The 17,169-nt window shown below is 33.5% G+C and carries 17 protein-coding genes; 10 read left to right on the top strand and 7 right to left on the bottom strand.

What is annotated here, in order from left to right; translation table 11 throughout:
- Positions 1-171 precede the first annotated feature (171 nt).
- From PYW44_RS03315 to PYW44_RS03295, 5 genes are all read left to right on the top strand, one after another.
- Positions 172-543, top strand: a complete 372-nt coding sequence (locus PYW44_RS03315) for a DUF4870 domain-containing protein (protein WP_002506912.1) — start codon at positions 172-174, stop codon at positions 541-543.
- Between the two features lie 338 nt (positions 544-881).
- Positions 882-1,346, top strand: a complete 465-nt coding sequence (locus PYW44_RS03310) for a CHAP domain-containing protein (protein WP_002506910.1) — start codon at positions 882-884, stop codon at positions 1,344-1,346.
- 360 nt (positions 1,347-1,706) lie between these two features.
- On the top strand, positions 1,707-2,027 hold the full coding sequence (locus PYW44_RS03305) for a DMT family transporter (RefSeq protein ID WP_002506909.1): 321 nt from the start codon (positions 1,707-1,709) through the stop codon (positions 2,025-2,027).
- Positions 2,027-2,341 (top strand): DMT family transporter, encoded by a 315-nt coding sequence (locus PYW44_RS03300; RefSeq protein WP_002506908.1) that lies wholly within the window; start codon positions 2,027-2,029, stop codon positions 2,339-2,341. The genes PYW44_RS03305 and PYW44_RS03300 overlap by 1 nt, the downstream gene beginning before the upstream one ends.
- A gap of 267 nt (positions 2,342-2,608) precedes the next feature.
- Positions 2,609-3,565: a 2-hydroxyacid dehydrogenase family protein gene (locus PYW44_RS03295; RefSeq protein ID WP_002506907.1), complete on the top strand. Its 957-nt coding sequence runs from the start codon at positions 2,609-2,611 to the stop codon at positions 3,563-3,565.
- Between the two features lie 101 nt (positions 3,566-3,666).
- Here PYW44_RS03295 and PYW44_RS03290 read toward each other — a convergent pair whose 3' ends face one another.
- The 7 genes from PYW44_RS03290 to PYW44_RS03260 all read right to left on the bottom strand — a co-directional run bounded on the left by PYW44_RS03290 (position 3,667) and on the right by PYW44_RS03260 (position 11,913).
- Complete coding sequence (locus PYW44_RS03290) at positions 3,667-4,791, bottom strand: FAD-dependent monooxygenase (RefSeq protein WP_021338434.1); 1,125 nt, start codon at positions 4,789-4,791, stop codon at positions 3,667-3,669.
- A 181-nt stretch (positions 4,792-4,972) separates the two neighbouring features.
- On the bottom strand, positions 4,973-5,749 hold the full coding sequence (locus PYW44_RS03285) for an N-acetylglucosaminidase (RefSeq protein WP_021338435.1): 777 nt from the start codon (positions 5,747-5,749) through the stop codon (positions 4,973-4,975).
- A gap of 25 nt (positions 5,750-5,774) precedes the next feature.
- A complete protein-coding gene (locus tag PYW44_RS03280; RefSeq protein ID WP_021338436.1) occupies positions 5,775-6,008 on the bottom strand; it encodes a hypothetical protein in 234 nt (77 codons plus the stop codon).
- A 291-nt stretch (positions 6,009-6,299) separates the two neighbouring features.
- Positions 6,300-6,764 carry a helical membrane plugin domain-containing protein gene (locus PYW44_RS03275; RefSeq protein WP_021338437.1) on the bottom strand — a complete coding sequence of 155 codons (465 nt, stop codon included), beginning with the start codon at positions 6,762-6,764 and terminating at the stop codon, positions 6,300-6,302.
- Positions 6,764-9,718, bottom strand: a complete 2,955-nt coding sequence (fdhF, locus tag PYW44_RS03270) for a formate dehydrogenase subunit alpha (RefSeq protein ID WP_115075960.1) — start codon at positions 9,716-9,718, stop codon at positions 6,764-6,766. The genes PYW44_RS03275 and fdhF overlap by 1 nt, the downstream gene beginning before the upstream one ends.
- 318 nt (positions 9,719-10,036) lie before the next feature.
- Entirely contained in the window at positions 10,037-10,990 is a 954-nt protein-coding gene (locus PYW44_RS03265; RefSeq protein ID WP_071664842.1) for an LCP family glycopolymer transferase, read from the bottom strand.
- A gap of 128 nt (positions 10,991-11,118) precedes the next feature.
- The gene (locus PYW44_RS03260) at positions 11,119-11,913 is read right to left on the bottom strand and encodes an inositol monophosphatase family protein (RefSeq protein ID WP_069801804.1); all 795 of its coding nucleotides are present in this window, start codon (positions 11,911-11,913) and stop codon (positions 11,119-11,121) included.
- 452 nt (positions 11,914-12,365) lie between these two features.
- Here PYW44_RS03260 and PYW44_RS03255 point away from each other — a divergent pair, with 452 nt between their 5' ends.
- The 5 genes from PYW44_RS03255 (at position 12,366) to PYW44_RS03235 (ending at position 17,169) form a co-directional block, all read left to right on the top strand.
- Positions 12,366-13,058 carry a helix-turn-helix transcriptional regulator gene (locus tag PYW44_RS03255; RefSeq protein ID WP_021338440.1) on the top strand — a complete coding sequence of 231 codons (693 nt, stop codon included), beginning with the start codon at positions 12,366-12,368 and terminating at the stop codon, positions 13,056-13,058.
- A gap of 224 nt (positions 13,059-13,282) precedes the next feature.
- The gene (locus PYW44_RS03250; protein WP_002506898.1) at positions 13,283-13,612 is read left to right on the top strand and encodes a hypothetical protein; all 330 of its coding nucleotides are present in this window, start codon (positions 13,283-13,285) and stop codon (positions 13,610-13,612) included.
- A gap of 98 nt (positions 13,613-13,710) precedes the next feature.
- Complete coding sequence (locus PYW44_RS03245) at positions 13,711-14,763, top strand: MupG family TIM beta-alpha barrel fold protein (protein ID WP_071664843.1); 1,053 nt, start codon at positions 13,711-13,713, stop codon at positions 14,761-14,763.
- Positions 14,764-14,765: 2 nt separating this feature from the next.
- A complete protein-coding gene (murQ, locus tag PYW44_RS03240; RefSeq protein ID WP_021338443.1) occupies positions 14,766-15,653 on the top strand; it encodes an N-acetylmuramic acid 6-phosphate etherase in 888 nt (295 codons plus the stop codon).
- 76 nt (positions 15,654-15,729) lie between these two features.
- Entirely contained in the window at positions 15,730-17,169 is a 1,440-nt protein-coding gene (locus PYW44_RS03235; protein ID WP_071664844.1) for a PTS transporter subunit EIIC, read from the top strand.

The raw sequence follows: 17,169 nt of genomic DNA, 5'->3' as shown, positions 1-17,169 counted from the left end.
CTGGTATTCAACCTATCCCTAGTTGCATTATATTCATTTGTTTCATCCCATTAAATGCACTATATTTTAAAAAATTCACTTTGCTAATTTTTAAATTGTAGCCTTTCAAATTAAATATCATTTAAGAATAAAATTTGTTATAGTTATGCTAATAAGGGAGGCGTGATTCATATGGATGAACAATATAATACAAACCAATCTTCTACAGTTATAAATCAAGAACCAAGTAGCGATGATAGATTAATGGGTACTTTAATCTATGTGTTAAGTTTTTTCACTTCATTAATAGCACCACTAATTATTTGGCTCATTAAACGTGAAGATTCACCATTCATTGACAAGACTGGTAAAAATTATTTCAACTTTTTACTTTCTTATATGATTTGGCTCATCGTTGCTTCAATAGCGATGTTTATCATAATAGGTTTTATCTTATTCCCTATCATAGCTATTTTGAATTTTATATTTACTATCGTAGCTGCTGTAAAAGCATATAATGGAGAAGACTATTTACCACCACTTTCAATTAGATTTTTCAAATAAAATGAATCTAAATTTTGTGACTTATTACAACTGTTGTAATACAAATTAGTTATTTTGAATGTTAAGTTATTGTAAAACCTTATACCATAGCTCTTTACAAACCATTACAAGCCGATACCTTTCTGTAACCTCACATGTCGTTTATTACAACGATATGTGAGGTTTTTTTAATTGTTTTACAAAAGCGTAACAAACCACACAAACCTAAATTCATCTGTTAGAGTATTACTTGTCGTTGAAAGCAAAGCGAAAAATAAAACATTAACTTTAAAGACTATCGAACGAATAACATAAATAATAAATATTAAGAACGTACAAATTTGGGAGGATTTTTAATTATGAATAAATTAGTAACAGCAACAACTATCACAGCAGGTATCGGCGCAGCAATCGTAGGATTAGACCAAGGAAATGAAGCAAGTGCAGCAGAGCAAACTCAACAAACACAAACTACTACACAAGAAACTTCAAGCTCAAGTGCTAACTTATACACTTCAGGTCAATGTACTTGGTACGTATTTGATAAAGTAGGCGGAGGTATCGGTTCTACATGGGGTAATGCAAATAACTGGGCTTCAGCAGCTTCATCTGCAGGCTACACAGTTAACAACTCTCCAGAAGCTGGATCAATCTTACAATCATCTGAAGGACCAATGGGCCACGTTGCATATGTTGAAAATGTAAACAATGACGGTTCAGTAACGGTTTCAGAAATGAATTATAGCGGCGGACCTTACTCTGTAAGTGAACGTACTATCTCTGCTGGTGAAGCAGGTTCATATAACTATATCCACGTTAACTAATATTCGCTAGCACAATATAAATTAGAATATGTCAGAGTGCCAACAAAGTCTAGAACTTTGTTGGCATTTTTTTGTGCGTGTTTTTCGTGGGCACTTCCTCATCCTATAGTCTTCGAATTATGATTGATTAACTAGTGAATCATCGGAGCAAAACACTGCCCCTTTTTAAAATAATATACTCAATCATTCATCAATATCCGTTTATAGAGATAACCACATCAAAATAAATATGAGGACATCACGCGCTATAATTAAAAAAACAGCATTTAGCACTAAATTTTTTTATATGATTTTTAATATTGCAGTATAACAGAATATTTGAGAAAATAAGAGCGTTTGATGAAAAAAGGAGGCACAACGATGCAATGGTTCAAAGTTATACTTGCTGGACTTATAGAAATATTATGGGTCACTGGCTTAAACACTGCTGATTCGTTACTTAGTTGGATTGGTACGATCATCATTATTATTATAAGCTTCTTTCTTGTTATTGCTGCGTGTAAATCATTACCCGTCGGCACTGTTTACGCCGTATTCGTAGGTATTGGCGCAGTCGGTACTGTTTTAGTGGATATGTTATTTTTCGGTGATCCTTTTAACTCTATGAAAATTATCTTAATTACACTATTGGTAGTAGGTATTATCGGTCTAAAATTAACTACAGAGGAGGCTGAAAACTAATGGCTTGGTTTATTTTACTCATTGCAGGTCTATTAGAAGTAATCGGTGTAGTCATATTAAATGAAATTACACGCACTAAAAGGAAATCATTAGTCGTCTTATTAGCAATTGCTTTTATCTGTAGTTTTAGCACGCTCAAAGTAGCAATGAATGACATTCCTATGGGAACTGCTTATGCAATTTGGAGTGGCATCGGTACTGGCGGTGGCACACTTGTAGGTATGTTGATATACAATGAATCTAAAAATGCAAAACGTATATTCTTTATTGGTTTGATTATTTTTTCCATAGTGGGCTTAAAGCTCATAAGTTAGAAAAACAAATAATAAAATACACTTTCTAAATCATGATATAAAAATAATAGCAATAATTCATTGTTTAATAGTGGATTATTGCTTTTTTTGAGAATGCTATGTATGACTTATATACTTTATGATATATAAAGAAGCAACAAAGAAATCGTTTTCTATAGCTTTTTCGTCATTATATAAAAGAACACACAAATATTTCTTTAATAAATATAATAATTTGTTTAGTGCTTTGAAGTTTACTATACTAAATATATAATGGAGGGATTATACATGGTAAAAGTTTATATCGCAGGTCCAGTACCTGAAGTAGGTTTTGACTTGTTAAAAGATCAAGGTTATGAGGTTGAAATGTATGAAGGCGAAGGTATCATTGATAAAGATACTTTAAAGCAAGGGGTTAAAGATGCTGACGCTTTAATTAGTCTGTTGTCTACCAACGTAGATAAAGAAGTAATTGATGCAGGTAGCAATTTAAAAATCGTCGCAAACTATGGTGCAGGTTTTAATAACGTAGATGTAGCCTATGCTCGTCAAAAAGACATTGACGTTACAAACACACCAAAGGCTTCAACAAATTCTACAGCTGAATTAACTTTTGCACTCGTACTTGCAGTTGCAAGACGTATCGCTGAAGGTGATAAATTATGCCGTACAACTGGCTTTGACGGATGGGCACCATTGTTCTTCCGTGGCAGAGAAGTTTCTGGTAAAACGATTGGTATTATTGGCTTAGGTGAAATTGGTGCTGCTGTAGCAAGACGTGCCAAAGCGTTTGATATGAATGTGCTTTATACTGGCCCTAACCAAAAAGTCGATAAAGAACGTGAAATCGGCGCCAAGTATGTAGACTTAGAAACTTTATTAAAAAATGCAGATTTTGTAACAATTAACGCTGCATATAATCCAGATTTACATCATCAAATTGACACTGAACAATTTAAAATGATGAAGTCAACGAGTTATTTAATTAATGCTTCGAGAGGCCCTATCGTTCATGAACAAGCTTTAGTACAAGCATTAAAAGATAAAGAAATTGAAGGCGCTGCTTTAGATGTTTTCGAATTTGAACCAGAAATAAACGACGAATTAAAATCACTAGACAATGTAGTACTCACACCACATATTGGTAATGCGACATATGAATCTCGTGATATGATGTCTAAAATTGTTGCGAATGACACAATTAGTAAGCTAAATGATAAAAAACCTAAGTTTTTAGTAAATTAATGAATTAGTTGCTAAAAGCTTAGTTCTAAATACTTAGTACAAATTAAAGCACCCATCCATTAAAAATATGGATGGGTGCTTTAATTTGAAATATTCCAAGTTTATTTACTTTTGGATTTATATAAAAACTTAGTTTGGTTCGTAACTAACTTATTTGGCAAAGCCTTTGCAATGCCATTTCTTACAGCTACAATCAGTTTATTACTACGTTGTGCGAGTTTACCTATTTTTCTAGAACGTGTAATTACTTTTTTAGTGTGTTTTACACGTAATTTATCATAGCGTTGTAACGCCTCATCAAACGAATATGACTGAAGACAATTTGCTAAGACAATCGCGTCTTCCATTGCTTGTCCAGCGCCTTGTCCCATGTTTGGCGTCGTTGCATGCGCTGCATCACCAAGTAAAATAGCACGTTGATAAACAAATGTTTTCAGCGGTTTTAAATCATAAATATCATTTAATAAAATATCTGTTTCGCTTTGTTTATCTAATACGGTTCTTATTTCATTTGGAAAACGATTAAACCTGGCTTGTAAATGAGGTTTACCATAGGTTTTCATTTTACTATCTTTTTCTTTCGCATTAATAGAAATAAACCAATAGGCTTGATTGTTTAATAAAGGTACAACCCCTACTCTCCCTTTCGGAGACCAATACTCTTTAGCAATTTGAGCATCTTTAATATCCACATCTTCTACCAATCCTCTAAACACTGTATAGCCTTGATATTCAGGCTTACTATTAGGTTCAACCGTATTTCTTATCTTAGAATGTACACCATCTGCACCAATACATAAATCAAATGCTTCTTGCTGTTGTGTATTAAAATGTAAAGTCACTTTTAAATCGCCATTATCAATATGAGTTACAAAATGATCTGTATAGATTGCTTCTTCTGGTACATAAGATTGAATCACATCTATTAAATCTTGACGAGACATTGTTAAGTTCACCGTATTCTTTTTTAACTTCACTTTGGATAGCACGTTATTTTTATCATCTCGCACTTCCATTGTATCAATGATTTGCCCAACATTTTTAATCCCTTTTGCTAAATCATGCTTTCCTAATTTTTCAATAACGTTACCACCAATGCCGATACCTGCACCTATTTCAGCTACTTCATTGTTTTTTTCAAATACTTTGACATCATGTCCTTGTTCAATCAATAATGCTGCAGTTGTTAATCCACCAATACCCGCGCCAACTATAGCTATTTTCATTTTCAATTCACTCCAAATTTTCCTAGTCTATTCGATATTAACACTTTTATAAAACTTTATATTAATAAGCTCTTTGATATTAGCCTAAGTATTGTCAATAAGTCATCACACAAAAAAGATAACAAACGTATCATGAAAACACCCTGTTATCTTTCGTCATAAATATATTATAACTCAATTTTTACAAATAATAATCCTTATTAATATGATCTTTCTTTATACCCAGTTTATCATAATAAACCTTCATAAATGTGGCGATGTTTTCGTCCCATTCTACATCACTTGCATATTGGTGTTCTCCAGGTGATTTAGGATTCCAACGCATTTGATACAATGATAATTGTTCATTTTCAAAGTAATTACCTCTTATAAATTTAGCTCCACCCATAATTGCGCGTTCTGGTGAAGTCCAAGATTGCTTTTTAGCAAAACTGCTACCTGTGTGTACTGCATTTTCATCAAATGCACCTATACCGTAAAAATTATAGTAATGCTTACCATCATCTTCTATACCTTTAGCCAATTCAGATTTACCATTACCTGTTTCAACAAGCGCATGGCTCACAAGGTATAACACATTAACTTCATATTTGTCTTGTGCTTTTAAAAATGCATCACCTTTATTTTTCAATATCCCTTTATCTTTTAAAATATCATTTACTTCTTTTTCTGACATTGACACTTTTTCAGAAATATCCATATGATTCAAGTTATCTTTGTCATCATTTACATCCATAGCTTTTTTAACATCAGCTTTTGAAGCCTCAACAAATCGACCATTTTTTTCTGTCATATTTAAAGTGCCTTCACCAAGTTGCTTATCTACTGCCTCATCAAAAGAATGTGTCTTTTTATCATCAAATAGGTGTGTTTCATTTATAATTAATAAAATCGTAAATACAATGATGATAATGAGCATAATAAATAATGTTAATCTTTTCTTTATAATTTCATTCATTATATAATAACTCCCTAGCTTACACTTATTTAGTTAATGTAACATAAGCAATAATAATAGCAATTAAGACAACTACAAAAGAAATGTTAAGCGCTATCCTCATAGCTTTCTTATCTCTAAACAACATATTGAATATCATTAAACTGATGACTAATGAAACTGCGAACATTGTAATAGCCATTACCATATTCATCATTATTAAAAAAACAATTCCCAAAACTAGAAATACATTTGAGATAACCGCCATGATTTTAATCATTTTCGCGTTGATAAGCCTTCCACTCCTCGCCCTTAAAAATTTATAAAATTTAATTCTAATAATAGAAATTGTATCATATTTACCATTGTTTCAATATGTCATTTTTAAAACAATAGGCTGAAGCGCTTGTATAAAAACTGCTTATCTTCATAAATGAAGTAGAAGTTCTTTAAAAGCTTGATATAAGTGCATTTTCAATTCAGTCAACTACTGTCAACATAAAAAATGAGACTGAGACATGTGCTATGTCCCAGCCTCTAACTTTTATTTTAACTATTTATTAGGGAATACTTATCTTGACATACCTCTAAGCATATTCATCATATATGTCAGACTACGATTCATTTCATCATCTTTCAACATACCCATCAAGCCAGTAATCGATGTTTTTTGATTCGGATTGGCCTGATTTGCAACACGTAAGCCTTTGTTTACTTTATTTAACATCTCAGATAAGTCATTTACATCTAAGTCACCTAATAAAAATACAAGTGAAGCCATATTTGAAATCAAACCTGAATATTGTTCTTTATTTAATTCAACAGAGAACTTATTGGCTATAACGCCTCTACTTTTAATTGCACCAGACATAGCATCTAGCAATTTTGCATCATCTAAAGTGCTAATGATGTTGATTGCTTTTAAAATGCTATCTTTATTTGCAACAATTGCATCTGTCACTTCAGCTAAATTTTCCTCTTTAATCTCTGCTTCAGTTTTTTGCATGCGTTTAATATTCGTTATTCTTTCAGCCATTATTTATCCACCTGACTTCCTGGGAAAGTATAATCTTTACGTTTCCATTTGTCTTCAACTCGAACGCTGTATTGTGGTTGACGTTGTTTATTTACACGGAAGTTCGTAGGATTAAGTGGTGATTTACCTCTTCTTGTCTTCACTTCCATGCGACAGCTTGTACGTTTATAAGATGGAGTATCTGTATCTTTGTCTACATCACTATTTGTTAGTAAGTTAATCGCTCCATGGTCACCATTTTCCATAGCATTATTATTTAATGGGATATAGATTTCTTTACCTTTAACTCTATCCGTCACATGTGCCACAAGTTCTAATTCACCAGTTTCAGAAATTAATTTAATTTCTGCCCCCTCATGAATACCTCTATCCTCAGCTAGTTCAGGAGATACTTCAACAAATGCATTTGGCATTTTGTATTGAAGTCCTGGTACTTTATAAGTCATATTGCCTTCATGGAAATGCTCTAATATACGACCGTTATTTACATGTAAATCATATTCTTCATTTACTTTAAAGAAATTATCAAATGTTAATGGATAGAACTTCGCTTTTCCATCATCAAAATTAAAGCCTTCTAAGAACAGTGTCGGTTGATCTGTACCATCTTCTGCAACTGGCCATTGTAAACTGTTATATCCTTCTAAACGATCATAGTTCACACCTGAATATGATGGCGTTAATCTTGCGATTTCATCCATGATTTGACTTGGATGTGTATAGTTCCAATCATAACCTAACGTTTTGGCTACAGCTTGGATAATCTCCCAGTCTGGTTTAGAGTCACCTTTAGGTTCTAAAGCTTGGTATAAACGTTGGATACGACGCTCAGTATTTGTAAATGTGCCTGTTTTTTCTAATGATGGACTTGCTGGTAACACTACATCTGCGTATGAAGCAGTAAATGTAAAGAACTCATCTTGTACTACTAAGAAGCCAACTTTTTCCAATGCAGCTTGTACATAGTTGATGTTAGAGTCAACGATACCTGTATCTTCACCATATAAATAAAGTGCATCAATTTCTCCCTCATGTATGCCTTCCATCATTTGATGGTTATCTTTACCTACTTTTCTAGGTAATGTTTGACCATATTCGCGTTCGAATTTTGCTCTTATTTCATCGTCAGTAACACTTTGATATCCTGGGAATTTGTCAGGCATACTCCCCATATCACTACAACCTTGTACGTTATTATGACCACGTAAAGGATAAGCGCCTGTGCCTGGTCTTCTATAGTTACCTGTTGCTAATAATAAATTAGATATCGCTGTTGAAGTGTCACTACCAATGTCTTGTTGTGTCACACCCATTGCCCATGCGATTGATACTGATTCAGCATCTACAAGTTGATGTGCAAAGTCTATTAAAGCTTCTTTAGAGATGCCCGTTGTTTCTTCCGCAAAATCCATTGTAAATGGCGCTAATGATTTATGATACGCTTCAAAGCTGTTCACCCATTCGTCGATAAATACTTTATCATGAAGATCGTTATCGATAATGTATTTAGTCACTGCTGACAACCAAACTAAATCAGTACCAGGTTTAGGCTGATAGAAATTATCTGCGCGTTCAGCCATTTCATGTTTACGTATATCAAACACATTTAAAGTATTGTTATATAGCTTATGACCACGTTTAATACGTGAAGCAATAACTGGATGAGCTTCTGCTGTGTTTGTACCAATTAAGACAACCATATCTGCAATTTCAAGATCATCTATTGAACCAGAGTCACCACCATGACCTACCGTTCTAAATAGCCCTTTTGTTGCTGGTGCTTGGCAATAACGTGAACAATTATCTACATTATTTGTGCCAATGACTTGTCTTGCAAGCTTTTGCATAAGATAAGACTCTTCATTTGTTGCTTTTGAAGATGATATAAATGCTAAGCCATCTGAACCATGAGAGGCTTTAACTTTATTAAAGTTATCAGACACAACTTTTAGTGCTTCATCCCATTCAACTTCTTCAAATTGGCCATCTTTACGTACTAATGGTTTTGTGAGACGTTCTTCTGAATCAATATAATCCCAACCGAATTTACCTTTAACACACGTTGCAATTTTATTAGCTGGTGATTCTTGTTGAGGTTGAACTTTTACAACTTCTCTATCTTTTGTCCATACATCGAAAGAACAACCAACACCACAGTATGTACATACTGTCTTAGTTTTTTCGATACGCTCTTCACGCATTGCTGCCTCTGAGTCAGAAACTGCAAACAACGGACCATAACCTGGTTCCGCTTTTTTCGTTAAATCAATCATAGCTGCTAATGATCCAGGCTCTAAATCCGTCATATAGCCGGCACTGCCTTCCATATTGACTTCCATCATTGCATTACATGGACAGACTGTTGCACATTGACCACAACCTACACATGATGAATCGTTGATTGAAGTATCATTATCCCAAATCACTCGTGGTTGTTGGCGTTCCCAATCAATTGTAAGTGTTTCATTTACTTGAACGTCTTGACATACTTCTACACAACGACCACATAAAATACATTGATTTGGATCGTAACGATAGAAAGGACCGTAATCTTTTTCGTATGGCTTTTCTTTATATTCATAAGTTTGATGCTCTAAACCCCATTGGTCCATTGTATTATGTATTTCACAGTCGCCATTGTTATAATCACAAACTGTGCAATACAACATATGATTTTCTAAGATTCTGTCTAAAGCTTCTTTTTGGCTTGTTTGTACGTTATCATTTTGCGTATTAACAATCATCGGTCTATCAATTGTGGTACCACACGCACGTGCCATTTTACCGTCTATTTCAACAGTACACGTGTCACAAGTTTGTATTGGACCTAACGATTCGTTATAGCATATTGATGGAATAAATGTATCTTGAGATTTGATGAACTCAAGTAAATTCGTCCCTGGTTCTACAAGATAATCTTTGCCATCTAATGAGACAATCAAATGTTCTTGCATTCTCTTCACCCCTATTATTATTTATGATGCCCGCGTTATATATCTATTAGGTGCTGAATAACATTCCATCTAAAAAGCCCACACTTTTTTAAGATAATGTTATCTATATTGTATATCTATTTCATTTAAATGTTAAGGATTTCCACCTTATTTCACATTTTATTATATTAGTTGTACTTTATGGCTCAAAACTTAATATTTATAAAAAGTTATTTTATAATTCTTCTTGATTAATAATCTTTATGTTATTTCATAAATACTGGCATAATAAAAAAACTATAGATTTTAGCATTCGCCAAAATCTATAGTTCATTTAAATTACATTCCTAAATTATCTTTAATGCTTGCTTCAATTTCACTAAGTGAACTCTCACTTGGTATAAAATAGTACAAGCCATCATCTTGTATGCCACCCTGTCCATCTAACTGGTGTCTATTGACCTGTTCATTCGCATCATTATAATTACTTCTTATTTTGTTTAATTCTCCAACTGTAAGGTCCGTTTTCACATTATCTTCAACATGATTCATTAATGAATTAAAATGTGTAACTGAACTGATACTTGTAAGTTTATTAGCTAAGCCTTGGATAACAAGTTGTTGACGTTCTTGACGACCAAAGTCTCCGCCAGCGCCTTCTTCTTTACGACTTCTAATAAATGCCATCGCTTCTTCTCCATCCATATGGGATTGAACGCCTTCACTAAACTGATAACCATCATATGAGAATGACGCGTTACTCGTTACATTGATACCACCGACAGTATCTATCATATCTTGCATACCGTCCATATCTATTGTTGCGTAGTGATCAATAGGTACATTTAATAAATTCTCTACTGATTTCACTGCCATATCAGGTCCACCATAAGCATATGCATGGTTGATTTTTTCAGTAGTACCTTTACCTACGATTTCCGCTTGTGTATCTCGTGGAATGCTGACAATTTCTGTCGTTTTTTTCTGTGGATTAATCGATAATACCATTACTGTATCACTACGTTGACCACCACCTTCAGCATCTCTTTTGGCATCAGAATCCACACCAAACAAAGCAACCGTAAATGGATCACCATCATCTAAATTGACGTCTTTATCTCTTAATGAAGATTTATCTCTGTCTAAAGGATTATTAATTGATCCTCCAACAGAAAATATTTTAAACCCTAAATAAATAACTGCTAGTAACGCTAATAAAACTAATATACCAAAGAACCACAATATTAATTTTGTTGGTAAGCCCATTTTTTTATTTTTTTTAGAACGATTCACTCTTATCATTCTCCGTTTCTGTATTCAATTTTCTCTCATTTAGTAATACATTATATATTAATAACTTGGATTTGACATAGTGCTTTAGACCTATCATTTATATAATAAATATTTAATACAGTTATTTCTTATTGTATTTTGTATCCATCTCCAGAATTTAGTATATCTAATACTTCTTCATGACAAGCATTGTTACTAATAATAAATGGACCTGCTTTAGAAAAGTCTAGTGCCATATTATCTAATGTCGTCATTTTAAGTCCAAGTTCACTGGCAAACAAGAATTGCGCTGCGATATCCCAAGGTTTTGGATTTGTGTTAACATGCGCTCCAAATTGTCCTTTGATTACACGGATTGAATCTAAACCACAAGAACCGATAAAACGATGACTAAATGAAGCATCATTTAGTCCATGAATGGTCTCATCATTCATAACTAATGTATTAAATGAAATAATCGCATCTTGTAAATCAATACTTTCGGGTTTTTCTAGTCGCTTACCATTCACATATGCACCATACCCTTTAGCTGCTTTGTACAGTTGGCCATGTGGGTAATCATAAATATATGACAGCATTGGTTCACCATCAATAAAATAGCCTAGAATAATACAGTAATCTTCTTGTTGTTTAACTAAATTTGTCGTTCCATCAATGGGATCCATAACCCATACATGTCCTTCTTTAGGATGCACTTCTTCATTCGACTTTTCTTCAGCGAACAACTGATGTTCTGGAAAATTTTGCTTTAAAAATTGTTCGAAGTTATGTTGTATTGATTTATCAACATTTGTCACTAAATCAAACCTATTTTGTTTCGTACTTGTAACCATATCCTCGATTAACTTCGGGATGATTTTATCCAATGTTTCAAGCCAAGACCTCACGGCATCATCGATATAAATTAATTGTTCTTTTTCCATGTATAGGCACCTCTTTAAATTTATAAATTATTATGTTCCTTATTAAGTATGAACTATCTTTAATTTATTATATTTTATCATAGAAATATTAATGAAATATATGATATATCATAACCACTAAAACATTTTGGCACACATATTGTTGCTATGACATAAAAATAAAACCGACCAGCGTAGCTAGTCGGTTAAATAGAAAGGAAAGTAAGTAATAAATATTGAAGATGTTTGATTAGTAACGTGAACGAATTAGATGTTAACAAAACTATATGTAATAGCCTACCCCTTTGTCATCTACTCGCTACCCCCTTGTTACTAATTACATATTAACATAAGTTTTTAACTAATGTAAGCGTTTTCTTTATTTTTTTAAAAAAAGTTTTTCTAAATGTCGTCATTGTCACTTTTATGATATAATAAATGTAATATGTAATCATTTGGGAGGTGACTTTCTAATGAATAAACGCGAGAGACAAAATAAACTTGTTCTAGCTATTCAAGAGAATAGACAAATTACCGCTTCAGAGTTAGCAAAAAACTTAGACGTGTCAAAACGAACGATTTTAAGAGATATTCAAGATTTAGAAGATCAAGGTGTGAAAATTTTAGCAAAGCACGGTAAACTAGGTGGCTACCAACTTCAAGAAACACCAAATAGTTATGAGATTGAGCTGACTGAGAATCAACTATCCGCTTTGTTCTTAGTGCTTAATGAAAGTCAGTCTTACACTACGTTACCTTATAAAGAAGAAGTTAATGCAATTATTAAAAAATGTTTGAATTTACCTTATACAAAAATGCGACGCGCTTTGAAAAAGCTAGACCGTTATATTAAATTTGATCACCGACAACATACAAATTTACCACCTATATTTTCTGAAGTCCTCATTTATTGTACTGAAAGAAATGTTATGGCAATGGAATACAATAACGGTACAAGTATAGGCACTGAAAATGTTATTTTTATTGGATTATTATGTGAAAAAGGTTTGTGGAAAGCAGTCGTCTTTGAAATTGGTTTGGGTAAAACAAATGAGATTCCTATTATTGATATACACGATATCTCATATTCATTTGAAAAGACAATCAAGACTCAAGACATTACTATAAATAATTATCAACAATTTTTAAATCCAACTGAGTCCTAATTGTCTCAGTTGGATTTTTAATTACTTATATTTTTTCGATAAGCAAATAGTTTATTAATTCCTAAAGTCGTTTCTCAAAATTCCTCTCTTCTTTTCACAAGTTTATAATTACCTTCCTATTCTATTCAATATTGTATGTTGATTATTTAAATTCACCCTAAGCACAATGAAATATTTTCAATTTAAATTAAACAGACTCATCACATTTATGAAAGGAAGTCTTTATGTATAACTTAGAATTCCATCATTTAGAACAACACATCAGTAAATTATTGAACTTACTAGAAATATATAAATTTGCAATCGTCACCAATCATAAAAAGAAAAACGACTACAAACAAAATATTCATGATTATATCGATAAAGAATACGCCGCTCTAAAAAGCGTCTCAAAGCATCATACTTCTCTTATTCACTACAATTACTTTCAATTTCTTTCTGAACAAATTGAACAGCCTATAGATGAACTAACTATAGGTAATACAACGAAATATATAAGTGATATTCAGCAACGTTTATTTCGTATCCACCAATTATTAACCCCTCTTTTGTAACAATATTACACTATGAAGATTTTTATAAATTAAAATTGTAATAGTTTTTCATGTGTTGTACAATGAAAACGATTACAGCAATATAAGGAGTGATAGCAATGCATGGATTTTCTATATATCTTGGACAGCCCATCGACAAACCATATATCAAACGGATGATTGCTTCAGGCTACAGCACCATTTTTACGTCTGTACAAATTCCTGAAGAAAACGAAAGTACTAAATATCGCTATTTGGGAGAACTTTTAGATTATTTATCTAATGATCAGCTTACATATATGATTGATATCAATCCTTTGTTGCTGGATCACAATTTCTATCAATTCTTACATCAATATGAGACAGCAGAATTTATGATTCGTATCGATCATAGTACTTCTTTAAATGTCGTCAACGATATTATCAGTAACGGATTCAAATGTTGTATCAATGCTAGCATCATCTCAGAGCAATTATTGCAACAGCTTTACCATGAGCTTAAAGATTTTACTTATCTTTGTTATTGCCATAATTATTATCCAAGACCTGATACCGGTTTGGAGCCGCAATTCGTAGCGTCACAAAACAATTTGATTTTAAAATATAACGCACAAGCAAATATATTTGGTTTCATCACTGGTTCAACATTGCGTGGCCCTCTATATAAAGGTTTGCCAACAATTGAATCCACAAGATATCAGCACCCTATTCAAAGTGCACAGTTACTTAAAGATCACTTAGTAGAACATGTAATGATTGGAGATCCACTCATTGATTCACATGCTGCACAACAACTCATTACTTTTTTACACCACAGACATTTCAACCTAAATATTATGCTTTTAGATGACCAAGTATCATCAATATTATTTAAACCTCATACGGTACGTGCTGATAATCCAGCTCACGTTATTAGATCACAAGAAGCTCGTCTTTATTGTGATACAGAGATTCAACCATTTTCAACAAATGGTCGAAATTTCGGTGCCATAACCGTGGATAATAAACTAAACGGACGTTATCAAGGTGAATTACAAATTATTAAAAATGATTTACCACCGCATAATCACATCAATGTTGTAGGTGAAGTTAAAAAGACCGATTTACCATTAATTCAATGCATGCGCCCTAATGACACATTTGAATTTACGTACAAGAATAAGGAGCTGTAAAAATGAGTAATTTAATAACTGAATCAAGAAATGAAGCTACCATGCACTTAGACGAAATGTCTATTCAACAAGCTTTAGAGACTATGAATGAAGAAGATCAAAAAGTACCTCAACAGATAAAACAAATATTGCCTGACTTAGCTAAAGTCATTGAAGTTACAACGAAGCAATTTAAAAAAGGTGGCCGCATTATCTATATGGGCGCAGGCACGAGTGGAAGACTCGGCGTACTCGATGCAGCAGAATGTGTGCCTACATTTAATACAACACCTGATGAATTCATCGGATTAATAGCCGGTGGACAACCTGCCATGACAGTCGCAGTCGAAGGTGCTGAAGATAGTGAATCACTAGCACATGATGATTTAAAACACATTGATTTAACAGACAACGATGTAGTTATTGGCATTGCGGCCAGTGGAACTACGCCCTACGTCAAAGGCGGTTTAAAATACGCTACAGAGTTAGGTGCCCATACAGTTGCCATTTCTTGCAATGTCGATACAGAAATTAGCAAACTAGCAGAATTTCCTGTAGAAGTTAATGTCGGTCCCGAAGTATTAACTGGATCTACGAGATTAAAATCAGGAACAGCACAGAAACTAATCCTTAATATGATTTCCACAATCACAATGGTTGGTGTGGGAAAAGTTTATGGCAATCTTATGGTAGATGTAAAAGCCACAAACCATAAATTAGTTGACCGTTCAGTGCGTATTATTCAAGATATTTGTGATATTCCATATGAACAAGCTCAAAAGCTTTATAATGACGCAGACCAAAACCTTAAACAAGCAGTCGTTATGTACCTATGTGATATTTCAAAAGCTGAAGCAGAAACAAAATTACGTCAAAATGACAATATTATTAAACAAGCAATAAAAAATTAATTTATTCTGATTTAAATAGCAATGTCACGTTGCCACATGAACCATATAACTATGATGCAATAAGGAGGTATATAGGATGACTAAAGAACAAAAACTCGCTGAACATATTATAGACGCTGTTGGTGGCCTTGATAATATGGATAATGTTATTAATTGTATGACCCGTGTCAGAATTAAAGTAATCGATGAAAACAAAGTAGATTATGATAAATTAAAAGCAACTCAAGGTGTTATGGGCGTCGTAAAAGACGAACGCGTGCAAGTGGTAGTTGGTCCAGGTACTGTTAATAAAGTAGCGGATCATATATCTCAATTAAGCGGTGTACGTCTAGGGGAAACAATCCCTCATAACTCAACGAATTATAAAGCTGATGCTGAAGCAAAAGCACAAGAAAATAAAACAGCAATTCAAAGCAAACAAAAGCGTGGCGCCTTTAATAAATTATTAAAAACAATTGCCAATATCTTTATTCCGTTAATCCCAGCCTTTATTGGTGCCGGATTAATTGGTGGTATTGCTGCAGTATTAAGTAACCTTTTAGCTGCTGGCCAAATTTCAGGTGACTGGGTTACACAACTTGTCACAGTGTTCAATGTAATTAAAGATGGTATGTTAGCTTATCTAGCTATCTTCACAGGTATTAATGCAGCCAAAGAATTCGGCGCAACGCCGGGGTTAGGTGGTGTTATTGGTGGTACCACATTACTCACAGGATTAACTGATGAAAATGCGATTACTAATATATTTACAGGCGAACCACTGCAACCTGGTCAAGGTGGTATTATTGGCGTTATTTTTGCAGTATGGCTTCTTAGTATCGTTGAAAAACGATTACATAAAATTGTCCCTAATGCAGTAGATATTATTGTCACACCAACTATTACGTTATTTATCATCGGTTTATTAACTATATTTATCTTTATGCCATTAGCTGGCTTTGTTTCTGACGGTTTAGTATCTGTCATCAATGCTACAATCAGTATCGGTGGCGTTTTTAGTGGCTTTATCATCGGTGCTTTTTTCCTACCGCTAGTTATGTTAGGATTACATCATATATTTACGCCTATTCATATTGAAATGATTAATCAAACGGGTGCAACTTATTTACTTCCTATTGCTGCAATGGCAGGCGCTGGTCAAGTTGGTGCTGCTTTAGCTTTATGGGTAAGATGTAGGAAAAATACAACATTAAGAAATACACTCAAAGGTGCACTACCTGTAGGATTTTTAGGCATCGGAGAACCTTTAATTTATGGTGTCACTTTACCGTTAGGCAAACCATTCTTCACTGCATGTATTGGTGGAGGTATTGGTGGCGCTGTTGTTGGAGGTATTGGTCACATTGGGGCAACTGCAATTGGACCTAGTGGAATCTCATTGTTACCTTTGATTTCAGATCATATGTATTTAGGATATATTGCAGGACTACTCGCTGCGTACACAGGTGGTTTCGTCTTCACCTATTTCTTAGGTACGACGAAGACTATGAGAGAATCTGATAGCTTAGGTGATTAA

The sequence above is a fragment of the Staphylococcus equorum genome (genome assembly GCF_029024965.1).
Lineage (GTDB): Bacteria > Bacillota > Bacilli > Staphylococcales > Staphylococcaceae > Staphylococcus > Staphylococcus equorum.
Note: the sequence above shows the minus strand (reverse complement) of the source record. Positions and strands in the feature narration are given on the sequence as shown.

What these genes read in the sequence shown, in the direction of transcription:
- PYW44_RS03315 (WP_002506912.1), top strand. Translation starts at nt 172, where the DNA reads ATGGATGAACAATATAATACAAACCAATCTTCTACAGTTATAAATCAA.
- PYW44_RS03310 (WP_002506910.1), top strand. Translation starts at nt 882, where the DNA reads ATGAATAAATTAGTAACAGCAACAACTATCACAGCAGGTATCGGCGCA.
- PYW44_RS03305 (WP_002506909.1), top strand. Translation starts at nt 1,707, where the DNA reads ATGCAATGGTTCAAAGTTATACTTGCTGGACTTATAGAAATATTATGG.
- PYW44_RS03300 (WP_002506908.1), top strand. Translation starts at nt 2,027, where the DNA reads ATGGCTTGGTTTATTTTACTCATTGCAGGTCTATTAGAAGTAATCGGT.
- PYW44_RS03295 (WP_002506907.1), top strand. Translation starts at nt 2,609, where the DNA reads ATGGTAAAAGTTTATATCGCAGGTCCAGTACCTGAAGTAGGTTTTGAC.
- PYW44_RS03290 (WP_021338434.1), bottom strand. Translation starts at nt 4,791, where the DNA reads ATGAAAATAGCTATAGTTGGCGCGGGTATTGGTGGATTAACAACTGCA.
- PYW44_RS03285 (WP_021338435.1), bottom strand. Translation starts at nt 5,749, where the DNA reads ATGAATGAAATTATAAAGAAAAGATTAACATTATTTATTATGCTCATT.
- PYW44_RS03280 (WP_021338436.1), bottom strand. Translation starts at nt 6,008, where the DNA reads ATGATTAAAATCATGGCGGTTATCTCAAATGTATTTCTAGTTTTGGGA.
- PYW44_RS03275 (WP_021338437.1), bottom strand. Translation starts at nt 6,764, where the DNA reads ATGGCTGAAAGAATAACGAATATTAAACGCATGCAAAAAACTGAAGCA.
- fdhF (WP_115075960.1), bottom strand. Translation starts at nt 9,718, where the DNA reads ATGCAAGAACATTTGATTGTCTCATTAGATGGCAAAGATTATCTTGTA.
- PYW44_RS03260 (WP_069801804.1), bottom strand. Translation starts at nt 11,913, where the DNA reads ATGGAAAAAGAACAATTAATTTATATCGATGATGCCGTGAGGTCTTGG.
- PYW44_RS03255 (WP_021338440.1), top strand. Translation starts at nt 12,366, where the DNA reads ATGAATAAACGCGAGAGACAAAATAAACTTGTTCTAGCTATTCAAGAG.
- PYW44_RS03250 (WP_002506898.1), top strand. Translation starts at nt 13,283, where the DNA reads ATGTATAACTTAGAATTCCATCATTTAGAACAACACATCAGTAAATTA.
- PYW44_RS03245 (WP_071664843.1), top strand. Translation starts at nt 13,711, where the DNA reads ATGCATGGATTTTCTATATATCTTGGACAGCCCATCGACAAACCATAT.
- murQ (WP_021338443.1), top strand. Translation starts at nt 14,766, where the DNA reads ATGAGTAATTTAATAACTGAATCAAGAAATGAAGCTACCATGCACTTA.
- PYW44_RS03235 (WP_071664844.1), top strand. Translation starts at nt 15,730, where the DNA reads ATGACTAAAGAACAAAAACTCGCTGAACATATTATAGACGCTGTTGGT.